Source organism: Steroidobacter sp. (genome assembly GCF_036406195.1).
In the GTDB taxonomy this organism is placed as follows: Bacteria; Pseudomonadota; Gammaproteobacteria; order Steroidobacterales; family Steroidobacteraceae; genus Steroidobacter.
Map to the genome: position 1 here is coordinate 210,089 of NZ_DASWVW010000061.1, position 12,060 is coordinate 222,148.

10 protein-coding genes and 1 pseudogene are annotated in these 12,060 nt (G+C 63.7%); 4 read left to right on the top strand and 7 right to left on the bottom strand.

From position 1 onward, the window contains the following. Positions 1-25: 25 nt before the first annotated feature. The 3 genes and pseudogenes from VGE08_RS26660 to VGE08_RS24610 form a co-directional block, all read right to left on the bottom strand. Positions 26-1,239, bottom strand: a pseudogene (locus tag VGE08_RS26660) (alpha-hydroxy acid oxidase). 16 nt (positions 1,240-1,255) lie between these two features. Then, complete coding sequence (locus VGE08_RS24605) at positions 1,256-2,179, bottom strand: amidohydrolase family protein (RefSeq protein WP_331070582.1); 924 nt, start codon at positions 2,177-2,179, stop codon at positions 1,256-1,258. A gap of 322 nt (positions 2,180-2,501) precedes the next feature. Then, positions 2,502-3,650 carry a helix-turn-helix transcriptional regulator gene (locus VGE08_RS24610; protein ID WP_331070583.1) on the bottom strand — a complete coding sequence of 383 codons (1,149 nt, stop codon included), beginning with the start codon at positions 3,648-3,650 and terminating at the stop codon, positions 2,502-2,504. Between the two features lie 352 nt (positions 3,651-4,002). On the opposite strand from VGE08_RS24610, the gene VGE08_RS24615 reads away from it, so the two are divergent. From VGE08_RS24615 to VGE08_RS24630, 4 genes are read left to right on the top strand one after another with little or no spacing between them, the layout of a single operon-like run. Further along, a complete protein-coding gene (locus tag VGE08_RS24615; RefSeq protein ID WP_331070584.1) occupies positions 4,003-4,968 on the top strand; it encodes a thiamine pyrophosphate-dependent dehydrogenase E1 component subunit alpha in 966 nt (321 codons plus the stop codon). A 50-nt stretch (positions 4,969-5,018) separates the two neighbouring features. After that, entirely contained in the window at positions 5,019-6,050 is a 1,032-nt protein-coding gene (locus tag VGE08_RS24620) for an alpha-ketoacid dehydrogenase subunit beta (RefSeq protein WP_331070585.1), read from the top strand. A 2-nt stretch (positions 6,051-6,052) separates the two neighbouring features. Beyond that, positions 6,053-6,508 (top strand): biotin/lipoyl-containing protein, encoded by a 456-nt coding sequence (locus VGE08_RS24625; protein ID WP_331070586.1) that lies wholly within the window; start codon positions 6,053-6,055, stop codon positions 6,506-6,508. Then, the gene (locus tag VGE08_RS24630; RefSeq protein WP_331070587.1) at positions 6,505-7,179 is read left to right on the top strand and encodes an alpha/beta fold hydrolase; all 675 of its coding nucleotides are present in this window, start codon (positions 6,505-6,507) and stop codon (positions 7,177-7,179) included. The genes VGE08_RS24625 and VGE08_RS24630 overlap by 4 nt, the downstream gene beginning before the upstream one ends. A gap of 18 nt (positions 7,180-7,197) precedes the next feature. Here the strand turns inward: VGE08_RS24630 and VGE08_RS24635 are convergent, their stop codons facing one another. The 4 genes from VGE08_RS24635 to VGE08_RS24650 all read right to left on the bottom strand — a co-directional run bounded on the left by VGE08_RS24635 (position 7,198) and on the right by VGE08_RS24650 (position 12,034). Beyond that, entirely contained in the window at positions 7,198-7,635 is a 438-nt protein-coding gene (locus VGE08_RS24635; protein WP_331070588.1) for a GNAT family N-acetyltransferase, read from the bottom strand. Positions 7,636-7,664: 29 nt separating this feature from the next. Beyond that, the gene (locus VGE08_RS24640; RefSeq protein ID WP_331070589.1) at positions 7,665-8,477 is read right to left on the bottom strand and encodes a hypothetical protein; all 813 of its coding nucleotides are present in this window, start codon (positions 8,475-8,477) and stop codon (positions 7,665-7,667) included. Positions 8,478-8,623: 146 nt separating this feature from the next. Beyond that, the gene (locus VGE08_RS24645) at positions 8,624-10,264 is read right to left on the bottom strand and encodes an IPT/TIG domain-containing protein (RefSeq protein ID WP_331070590.1); all 1,641 of its coding nucleotides are present in this window, start codon (positions 10,262-10,264) and stop codon (positions 8,624-8,626) included. Positions 10,265-10,360: 96 nt separating this feature from the next. Next, positions 10,361-12,034 (bottom strand): MFS transporter, encoded by a 1,674-nt coding sequence (locus VGE08_RS24650; RefSeq protein ID WP_331070591.1) that lies wholly within the window; start codon positions 12,032-12,034, stop codon positions 10,361-10,363. Between the last annotated feature and the right edge of the window lie 26 nt (positions 12,035-12,060).

Sequence of the window (12,060 nt, forward strand, 5' to 3'; positions counted from 1 at the left end):
CCCATTTTTTATATCTGCGCGGCTTCTACCGGATTGCGTCTGTCTCCGGGAGCCATGGCAGGCGCGCCAGATAGGTGGCGTCGATGTCGCGGGCCTTGGCGCAACCGAGCAAAATCAGATCACGCTCGATCTCCGCCTTCAGCAATCCGAGCACATGCTCCACGCCACGGCGTCCGCCGGCGGCAAGACCATACAGGTAAGGCCGGCCCAAGGAGCACGCATTCGCGCCGAGCGCGAGTGCCTTCAGAACATGCGAGCCGCGCCGGACGCCACCGTCCACGATCAGCTCGATCGTCGGACCGACGGCGGCGCGGATTGCGGCTATGAGGTCGATGGGAGCCAGGGTCCCGTCGAGTTGCCGGCCACCGTGATTGGAGATCATCAATGCGGTCGCGCCGGCCGCGACAGCGCGACCAGCATCCGTCACCGACTGGATCCCCTTCACGATCAGCGGCCCGTCCCAAAGCGTCGCGAGCCATTCGACGTCGCGCCATGTGATCGAGCGATCGAATTGCCCGTTGACGTAGTCGATCACCGAGACGAGCGAACGCCCGATGCCGGCAGCGCGGTCGGCGACGTTGCTCAGTTCGAAGCGCGGATGAAGCAGTAGATTCGATGCCCATCGCGGCCGGGCAGCGAAACTCGTGAAGCTCCGTGCCGTGAACCGTGGCGGCATCGTCATCCCGGTAACGCGATCCCGCTCGCGATTGCCGGCAACCGGCGTGTCGATCGTCAGACACAGCGCGTCGTACCGCGCGGCGCGACAGCGTGACACCAGCTCGCGAGTCAGCTCCCTTTCCTTGAGTATGTAGACCTGAAAGATACGCGGCCTTCACCGGTGGCGGCGATCTCCTCGATCGAAGTCGTCGCGAGTGTCGAGAGCGAATAGAACGTACCGAACCTGGCGGCTGCACGCGCCACGGCCGGCTCCGCCTCGTGATGGAACAGGCGCGACATGCCGGTCGGGGAGAGAATGAATGGCAGATTGATGTTCCGCCCGAGCAGCGTCACCCCGAGGTCGATCCGGGTGATGTCGCGCATCGTCTGGGGCAGGAACGCATAGTCGTCGAACGCGGCCGTGTTGCGCTCGAGCGTTCGCTCGTCGTCGGCGCCGCCATCGAGGTAATGAAAGATAGGCGCCGGCAGCCGGCGGAAAGCCAGATCTCGCACATCCGCGATGCTGTAGCAGCGATCGAGAGCTCGTGGCTTACGGTGTAACCGGAGGGCGCGCGAGGGCATGCTGGAACTTTCCTGCTTACGATGCCAGGCCGAGTACCTGGCCCGCCTTCATGACCAGGGAAAGATGACGTCCGCCCGCGGCCAGCAGGCCGATATCATCCAGTGGATTGCCTCGCACGGCGATCAGATCGGCATACGCCCGCGGCGCCACGCAGCCGAGCTTGCCGGTCGCGCCAAGGATCTCCGCGTTCACCGACGTGGCCGCGCGCAGGATCTCGAACGCAGTGAATACCTCCCGCCGAAGGGTCAACTCCTCGAGTTGCCGGTCCTGCTGAGGACCAAGGAAGTCCGAGCCGAACCCCACACGCACGCCGGCGTTGCGCATGTGCTCGAGCCCTTCGAGCGCGAATCCCAGGATCTGCTGTGCCTTCGCGACGCTGCGCGGTGGCAAGCCGAACGCGTGCCCGTCCGTCGCAAGGGCGTGAAGCACCGCTACCGTGGGCACGGCGTACGCAGACGATTCCGCCAGCAAGCGCGCCGTATCGGCGTCGATCAGCGTGGCGTGCTCGATCGTACGCACACCGAGCCGAATGCTGCGGCGTATCGCTTCATTCGGGTGGCAATGGGCGGCGACATACACGCCATGGCGCTGCGCTTCTTCCACCACGGCGACGATCTCATCATCGCTGAACTGCAGGTTGTCGACCGGATCACCGGGCGATGCGATGCCGCCCGATGCGAGGATCTTCAAATGATTCGCACCGCGCCGCAACTCTTCGCGCGCGGCGGCGATGATCGAGTCTTTCCCGTCGACGATCACCGAGAGCTTCTGATCGCGCAGGGTACAGCCGCAGCAGTGCGATTGCTCATCCTCCTCGATCGCACGCCAGTCCGCATGGCCGCCCGTCTGCGACAGCACGCGCCCACAGTAGAAAAGACGGGGCCCCTCGACGAGGCCATCGCGCAATGCCAGCGCGAGGCCGTAGTCGCCGCCGCCCATATCGCCGCGGCATCGTTCAACGCCCCGGCGCTCAGCACCGCGGCGGCGAGCAAGATGCATGCAAGGCGTAGGATGGGTCTCACTACCGTCTTCCCCTCGTGGTATGACCACAAGTTAGCGCGGCGTACCGGGCGTCACATGACGCGTTTCCGCCATCTTTGGCTACCGAGAAAGAAGTGACTACCGACTAGTGGCCGGTCAGAGGGGCCTTGCATGGCTCAGACTCGGCCGCGCGCCGAGGGAAGAATTTCGAGCAGAGGAATCGGTCAGGCCAGCGTCTGGCCACATCGACTTTTCGTCTGGCCACGTCAGCCGCCGCCGTTCATCGTCCCCGCTCGGCGAGTAGCTCGTGAATCAGCTGCGTGCGGGAATGGACGTTCGCCTTGGCGAAAATCGAGCGCAGGTGGTTCTCGACCGTGCGCCTGGCCAGGCACAGCCGATCGGCGATCTGTGCGTTGGTCGAGCCTGCCGCCACCAGGCGGACGATGTCGAGCTCTCGGCGCGTCATGCCGAGCGCCGCCGAGCGAACGCGCAATGCGTTCTCGACAGCGGACGGACAGATCGTCGCCAGATAGCGGCGCTCCCCGTCCTGTGTCTCGAAGCGTTGCACTGTCAATACGGCGTCGCCATAAGACTCTCGGCCTGCCAGCGCCGCCACTCGCTCGCTAACGACGCTAATGCCGCGCGAATTGTCGATGCGCGCGCACATGTTGAGGATCCAGCTGTGTACGCGCGACAACTCCGCCACGGCACCCGTGCGCGGTGAGGAAAGATCCGCACCGAGAAACTCCGCCGCGCGCGAACTGACATAACGCAACTCGCGCGCAGCGTCGAGGATGATGACGCCCATGTCGGCAGTGGCTCGCAGCAGCCCGTCTATCACTTCCTCGCGCTCTTTCATCCTGTCCGCCAGCAGAAACGTCTTGAGGCAAGCGAACAGTGTCGGCGCCACCTGCATGGCGCGCGCGACCTCCTGGTCGGAGAACCCGGAGGCACTCTGCGGCCGATGGAATCCGAAAACGAAACTGTGGCCGGCGGCCTCATCGGGCCGCAGCACCAGCGCCACCACGTCGTGGATGCCGATCGGTCTCAGGAACTCGTTGTAGTAGTGAGTCTGCGAGAAGCGGCTCATATCGACCAAGTTCGCCAGCTGGACTATGTCCAGGCGCGGGGCGGGCGCGGCTGCCGGCCGTAACGAAGTGATTCCTTCGCTGTAGACCGGGTCGAGCCGGATGAAATGATTCTCGTAATCGACAAGCGTCTTCTGCGCGATCTCGTGTCGCGCCGACCGGCCCAGGCGCAGCGTCGAGCCTTCCTCGAACACTTCGAAGACGACGCTGGTTTCGGCGTTCAGCAGTCGAGTGAGCGGCGCCAACAGGCTGCTCGTGAGATTTTCGAAAGAATGGCAGTGGAGGATCGCGTGGCTGAGCGCGAGCGCGTCCTCGGATCGGCTATCGGTTACAGTCGGCACGATGGCATCCCCCTTGTCCGCGTCTTGCGGTCCTGCATGCCTAGCTCGTCCCGGATTCCTCATGCGACGCGGTTGTCACACTTTGTCACCTCGCGCACCCGCACTGCAAGCGGCTGCTCCCTGAATCCGGCGGTTGACGGTTGGTTCAGATCAAAGCAGTTGGGTGATTCCTCTGCATCGTCGATGGCGCGCAATAAAGAGAAAGAGAGGAATAGCCGCATCTCACTGGCGAGAACACGTCATGTGAACCCGCGGTCGCGACGCCTATTCTGGCTTTCGATATCGCGAGTCGCCCCGCGCTGAGGGCTGCATGCGTCGCGATGCGCGTACCGGAAAGAGGGGTGTCCGATCAATGAGCTTGACCAAGACTCAGCTACTGCAGGCGTACCGGACCATGGCCACGATCCGGCAGTTCGAGGAACGCCTGCATCGCGAGAACACCAGCGGCGACATCGCCGGGTTTCTGCATTTGTATGCCGGCCAGGAAGCGGTGGCGACGGGAGTCTGCGGGCATCTCAACGACGCGGACTCGATCGGTTCCACGCACCGCGGTCACGGCCACTGCATCGCCAAGGGCTGCGACATCGACGGCATGATGGCCGAGATCTTCGGCAGGAAAGCCGGGCTGTGCGGTGGCAAAGGTGGCTCCATGCACATCGCCGATTTGTCGCGCGGCATGCTCGGCGCGAATGCAATCGTCGGCGGCGCACCCTCGCTGGCAATTGGCGCGGCACTCACAGCCAAGACACTCGCCACGGGCGCCGTCACAGTCTCGTTCAGCGGCGATGGTGCTTCCAACCAGGGCACGACGTTCGAAGCAATGAACATGGCCGTCGTGCTCCAACTGCCGATCGTGTTTGTGTTCGAGAACAATGGCTATGGCGAAGGCACGGGCTGCGACTACGCCGTGGGCAGCCGCGATATTGCCGGGCGCGCTGCAGCGTTCGGCATGCACGCGGCGCGCGTAGACGGGACCGATTTCTTTGCTGTCCACCAAGCGGCCGGCGAGGCAATCGCACGCGCACGGCGCGGCGATGGCCCCAGCGCGCTGGAAGCCGTCGCGAAGCGCTACTACGGCCACTATGAAGGCGACCCCATGCTCTACCGACACCCCGGTGAAGTGGCAGCGCTGCGTGCGTCGAGCGATCCGCTGGTACTGTTCCGACAGCGCACCGCTAGTGCCATCGGCGCGGCGGAGTACGACCGCATCGATCAAGAGATCGCGGAGCAGATCGACAGCGCCGTGCAACGCGCGCGCAACGCTCCATTCCCTGATCCCTCGCACGATCTGCTGTCCGACGTGTACGTCAGTTACTAACAACTCCGCCATTCGTCACCTGTCACTTCTTTCCCACAGGGCCATCGACCATGTCGAAGAAATCATTCCGTGAGGCCATCAATGAAGCGCTGCGCCTGGAAATGGCGCGCGACCGGCGAGTGGTGCTCATCGGCGAAGACGTGCGCGGCGGTGCCGGTGGTTCGGCCGGAGAGGTAGAGGCTTATGGCGGCGTGCTCGGCGTCACCAAGGGCCTGTGGACGCAATTCGGATCGAGTCGCGTCATCGATACGCCGATCACCGAATCCGCGATCCTCGGCATGGCGGCGGGCGCTGCCATGACCGGGCTGCGGCCGGTCGCCGAGCTGATGTTCTTCGACTTCATGGGAGTGTGCTTCGATGCTGTCTACAACCAAGCCGCGAAGTTCCGCTACATGTTCGGCGGCAAGGCGAAAACGCCGCTGGTGATACGCGGCATGATCGGTGCCGGGTTGTGCGCCGCTGCCCAACACTCCCAATCGCCATATCACATGTTCACGTCCGTGCCCGGTCTGAAGGTCGCAGTTCCAAGTTGCGCCTACGACGCCAAGGGCCTGCTGACCCAGGCGATTCGCGACGATGATCCGGTGATCCTCTGCGAGCACAAGCTGCTCTACGATCTTGCCGAGGAAGTTCCCGATGAGGCCTACACGATTCCTTTCGGCGAAGCGCGAATCGTGCGCGAAGGTCGCGACGCAACTATCGTTGCGCTTGGGCGCATGGTGCACATCGCGCGCGAGGCCGCGGATCTGCTCGCGAAGGAAGGAATAAGTGTCCAGATCGTCGATCCGCGCACCACTTCGCCGCTCGATCTCGACACGATCGTGGAGTGCGTGGAAAAAACCGGTCGACTGGTCATAGTTGATGAATCGGCGGCACGATGCGGATTCGCGCATGACGTGGCGGCGCAAGTCCAGGCTACGGCATTCGGCGCGCTGCGCGGTCCGATCGGGATCGTTACGCCGCCACACACGCCAATCCCATTCTCTCCTGTGCTGGAACGCGCGTGGATTCCGGATGCCGGCCGCGTCGCAAGCTCGGTTCGCGCGCTGCTAGGGCGCACGCAAAACGCAGCGGCGGTGTAACGATGCAGCGGATTCACGCCGTCACCATGCCCAAGTGGGGCCTGTCCATGGATGAGGGACAGATCATCTCCTGGCGCGTCCCCGTGGGCACGGCCATCGCGCAGGGCGACGCCTTACTGGACGTGGAAACCTCCAAGATCGTCAACAGCGTCGAAGCGCCGGTCGACGGCACGTTGCGTCACATAGTCGTCGACGTGGGTGAGACAGCTCTGGTCGGCAGGCTACTTGGCGTCATCACGGTCGGCGAGGTCCCCGACGACGAGGTAGCTGCGTTTGTCGCGCGCCACAGTCAGGAGGCGGACGCCAACGCGCCTTCCGAAGCCGGCCCCGGCGACGCGCGAGTCATAGAGTATGACGGCGCAAGCATCTCTTACCTCGACGTGCAGCCCGTGCAGTCACAGGGGTATCCGCTCGTCTTCATTCACGGCTTCGGCGCCGATGCAAACGCTGGCTGTTGAACATCGGCACACTATCGAGCGCACGCCGTGTCATTGCATTGGACCTGCCCGGCCATGGCCGTTCTAGCAAGTCGGTCGGCACGGGTGGGCTCACGGAACTCGCGCGTGGGCTCTTTGCATTGCTGGACCAGCTCGAAATAGACAAGGCGCATCTGGTCGGACATTCGATGGGCGGTGCGCTCGCAATGCATGTCGCACGCGAGCACCGTGCGCGCGTGCAGTCGCTGACGCTCGCCGCGCCGCTGGGCCTTGGAGAAAATATCGACCGCGATTTCATCGAGAGTTTCGTGACCGCACAGTCTCGGCGCGAACTGCAGCGTGTCGTGGGCAAGCTCTTTCGAGACAAATCCCTGATCGGCGCCGAGATGCTGGAAGGCTTGCAGCGGTACAAGCGTATCGACGGCGTGAGCGAAGCGCTCGCGACGATCGCCGGCGCGCTGTTTTCGGGCGGCCGCCAGCAAGTACGGTTCGACCCGAACATGCTGGACGGCATTCCGACGCTCGTGATCTGGGGCTCGGCAGACGAAGTGCTCGATTCCTCTCAAGCACCAGCGCCGCGCGCGAACCTGCGCGTCGAAATATTTGACGACGTCGGCCACGTACCGCATCTCGAAGCCGCCGGTACCTTCAACCGACTCGTCGCCGAGCACGTCGCTGCCAGCGAGCGCTGAAATAGGGTCAGCTGTGCTTCAGTCGCCGTCGGCCACGAGTCCGGTGTCGATGGCGTGTTGCTCATCCTGGAACCAGGCCATGGCGGTCAACATGCGCCGAAAACCCAACTTGCGATAAAAGCCTTCCTTGCCCGGGTTCGCATACAGAATGATTTTGCGATGCCCCGCCGACAGCTCGCGAAGCCTGCCGACCAGCGCCTTGCCCAGGCCACGACCTTGATAGTCCGGGTGCACCACGATGTCACATAGATAGGAACAGTCGCGTCCATCCGCCAGCGCACGTCCGGCGCCGACCAGCTTGCCCGCATCGAGCACGAAACATTTGAACCGGCTGTTGCCGAACACCAGCCGCAGATGCTCGGCGCTCTTCTCGCCCAGGGGTGCGATCCGGAACAGGATCGACAGCTCTTCCCAGTCGATCCCGTCCTGATCGAACAGCCACTGCTCCGTAGCCATGATGAGTCCCTCGCGCGGCTGTACGAGCGTCAGCGGTATTGCCGATCCCGTGCCTTCAGCTCGACCTTGGTGCCGAAGTGATACACCACGCTGAAGCTGATGGTGCCGACTTCCTGATCGCGGTCGACCACCGAATAGCCCAGCACCACGCCGAGCGAGTTGCCCATGAATTCGGGCTGATGCTCGATGTCGATGCCGTAGGTGTCCTGATCGTAGAGATCGCCACCGGACAACGTCACGCGCACGCTGTCGATCGGATACCAGGTGGCGTTGAAGATGTTGGACTCGAGCTTCGGTCCATCTTCCAGCTCGGTGGACGTGTGTACCGCGCCGAACGTGAAATCCCCCAGATACGCTTCGGCGGCGAAGCGGTAGTAATCGAGATCCAGGCTGTCCTCGCCAGTGGCGACAAACACCGACTGGTCGCCGCAATCCGAGGTGACTTTGCCTTTGCCGTAGGACGCCGACACTCGGCCAAGCGTCGGGCGTCGGGCGAAGAAGCTGGCCGCCGCATCGTAGTTGTTGAAGCGACATGAAGGCCGCGTCGACTGCGCCGAGTCCAGGTCGAGCAACACATCGCTGGTTCGAGCCGTGGTGCGCGAGTAGTTGCCGGCCAGCGAGGCGCCGAAGAGATCACCGAGTGGCAGGGTCGCCAGCCCGCCCAGGCCGAATGTTCCGTTCGACGTGCTGCCCTTGGTGTCACTGTCGCTGGCGACCAGGCCGAGCGAATAGTTACTCGCCTGCACGGCGCGCTGCGCCGGCTCGGCCGCAGCAGCGACACTGCTCGCCAGATGCAGCGCCGCGAGCAGCGACGCACCGATGTAAAGTTGTTGTGAGTTCATGCGAGTTTTCCATGGGTCACGGCCGTCCTTGTGCCATGAGCCTTGACTAGAAGCGCCTCAGGCACAGGAGCCAAGTTCGGTCATGTGAGTCGCGCCTTTTCCTCTCTGCGCCTCAGGATGCCCGAGTCGCTGTTCAATAGGTGCGCTCACAGTGCAGGGGTGGGCTGCACCACGATTTGCGTGCTGCCTGCAAGGAACAAGGTTTGACCGTCCGGCGTGATGATCATCCGCACGCCCGAGCCAGGATCGCCGGCCAATGGCGTTGCCGTGCCTAGCGGGGTGTATGCGGCTTCGTCACGATCCACACTGATGTCATAAACGTGGATGCCGCCGGCTGCTGTGTCGTAGGCGTAAGCGCGCTTGCCATCCGGCTTGATCGCAACCGCCGCGGTGGTATCCGGCAACGTTCCGAGGAAGCCCAGACTGCCGTCGTACACGCGCGTGCCGTTGAGCACGATACGGGTGATGGCACGATCGATCGCCGGCGGCACCGAGTTCTGGTTCACTCCCGGGACCGAGCTTGGCGACAGCGCATTGCTGGACGTCCCATACACATAGATTGCCGGAGCTGTGCTCAGCGACGGATCGCCCTGAACGAGCACCGCGCCGCCGCCATTGCCCGACATCGCCGGCGTGGCATTGTTCAACGGCACGTTGTTCTGAAGCAATCTCGCGCTTTCGGGGTCGTAAAGATATCCGCGCGTGGTGCCGCTGGTGGTCAGGCTGGTCGTGATCAATCCGCGATTGTCATTGCCGACCACGATGTTTTTCAGTGCCGAATTGTCGGCCAGCGAAGGCGCGGCCACGGCCGTGCCGGCCGCCAACGTCACCGGATCGACCGGCACGAGGCTCGTCGATGTGATGGCAAAGATGGTCGCACCGTCCGCCGACAGTGCCGCGTCCAGGAACGAAGTGCTGGACGCGGCCGACTGCGTCGGCGCGCTCCATGCACCATTCTCATAAACGTAGCGAACGATGGGATTGGCCGGCGTGGTGTTCGTGACCAACAGCAGCGCACGCCGCTCGGGGTCGTACACCAGCGAGCGAACCCCGGTCGTCGCTGGCACATGCGCCAGCGTGGTGGCGGGATAGGCAATCGGATCCTGCACCACCAGCGTCACGTCGGAAGGAATCTCGCCTGAATGATCCGGCGCCTCGATGTAAACCGTGTACCTGCCGGCCGGCAGCGCCGGATGCGTTGCCAGGATCTCCGTGCCCGTACTGTTCACGGTGATCTCAGTGGCTGGCGTATCGCCGAAGCGCACCGCGTTGACGAGGAAGCTCCGGAAACCCAAGCCGCGAATCAGCACGTCGTCGCTGACCCCGGCCGTCTCCACGTAGGGCGCTACCACCTGAACGGCGGGCGAGATCTGGTAAGAAACCCTGACTTGCGCCGTGCTGCCCGCCGACATCCGGCTGCAGGTGGGATCGGCGCAGGTGTATCCCGTCACCGCCACCGTGCCGGCGAACGGGCCGGGGCCGATCGAGGACGGCGCCGCCGGCACCACCGAAATGCGCGCGGTTCGACCGTTCAGCACCGAGGTGGCCGACGCGATCGCGTCGCCGTTGTGTACAACGGCCAGATGCGCGACGTCCTCACCGAAAGTGACTGTAAATTCCTGCGCCGCCGGTGCCACCGCGTTGGGGCCCGGAGCGCTGAAACTGATCGTATCGGTGGAAATCTCGGTGCGGGCGGCCTCGTCGCCCCCGCTGCCGCCGCAGCCGGCGAGCAATCCAAGCAACAGATAGCCTGCTACGCGGCGGGCACCGGGTAGATGAAACTGCACTTTTTCTCCCTTCAAATGGGCGCATCGCGCGTCCCTGGTGGAACACGCGATGCTACCCAATCAAGCTGAATACGGGATGTATGTGCAGCTATTGTGTCACAAGCTTCGGTCCTTGGTCTCCCTGAGGAACAAAGTGCCGATGACGGCGGACATGACCGCCACCACGATGGGGTACCACAGGCCGTTATAGATGTTGCCGGTGGCCGCCACGATGGCGAACGAGGTCACCGGCAGGAAGCCGCCAAACCAACCATTGCCGATGTGATAAGGCAGCGACATGGAGGTGTAGCGAATGCGGGTCGGGAACAATTCCACCAGCCACGCCGCGATCGGCCCGTACACCATGGTCACCAGGATGACCAGGTAGGTGCACAGCGCGATCACCATCGGGTAGTTCACCTCGTCCATGTTGGCCTTGGCCGGATAGCCGGCCGCCGTCAAGGCGCTCTTGAGCCGGCCGACGAAAGCGTCGCTTTCGCTCTTGAACTCGGCCTTGCCCAGGGTGTTGCCGGCGAAAGAATCCAGCACCACCGCGTTCTCGCCTTCGCCGATACGCACCTGCGCCACCGCACCGGCGGGCGCGGACTCGTTCTTGTAGTGCACACCCGCCCGTGCCAACGCCGATTTCGCCACGTCGCACGACTTGGTAAAGGCGGTCTTGCCGACCGGATCGAACTGGAACGAGCAATCGGCCGGATCGGCGATGACCGTCACCGGCGCGGTGGCCACAGCCTGCTCCAGCGCGGGGTTGGCGAAATGCGTCAGGCCCTTGAACACCGGGAAATAGGTGACGGCCGCGAGCACGCAACCGGCCATGATGATGGTCTTGCGACCGATGCGATCCGACAGCGCGCCGAATATCACAAAGAACGGCGTGCCGATCACCAGCGCGGCGGCAATGATCAGGTTGGCCGCGGTGGCATCGACCTGCAGAATCTTTTCGAGGAAGAACAGTGCGTAGAACTGGCCGCCGTACCACACCACGGCCTGACCTGCGGTGGCGCCGAACAGGGCGAGCAGCACGATCTTCAGGTTGGTCCAGTTGCCGAACGCTTCGCTGAGCGGCGCGGTCGACAGCTTGCCCTCGCGCTTGATCTCCATGAACACCGGCGACTCTTCCAGCTGCAGGCGGATGTACACGGAGATACCGAGCAGCACGATGGACAGCAGGAACGGAATGCGCCAGCCCCACTCGTTGAATTCCTCGCCGAACGCCAGGCGGCAGACCAGGATCACCAGCAGCGAAAGAAACAAACCGAGGGTCGCGGTGGTTTGAATCCAGCTGGTGTAGAGGCCGCGCTTGCCGTCGGGCGCATGCTCGGCCACATACGTCGCCGCGCCGCCGTATTCACCACCCAGCGCCAGACCCTGCAACAGTCGCAGCACGATCAGAATGATGGGCGCGGCCACGCCGATCGCCGCGTAGCTGGGCAGCATGCCGACGATCGCGGTCGAGGCACCCATGATGATGATGGTGATGAGAAACGTATGCTTGCGGCCGATCAGATCGCCCAGCCGGCCGAACACCAGTGCGCCGAACGGCCGCACGAAGAAGCCGGCGGCGAACGCCATCAGCGCGAAAATGAATCCGGTGGTCTCGTTGACGCCGGAAAAGAACTGCCTGGAAATGATGGCCGACAGCGAGCCGTACAGATAGAAGTCGTACCACTCGAACACCGTGCCCAGCGAGGACGCGAAGATGACGCGCCGGTGCGAACGATCGATGCCGGTGGCACTGGAGCTCGGCAGGGCTTGTGGTGTGCTGGCCATGGTTCCCCCGTAATGCGATGAATCTG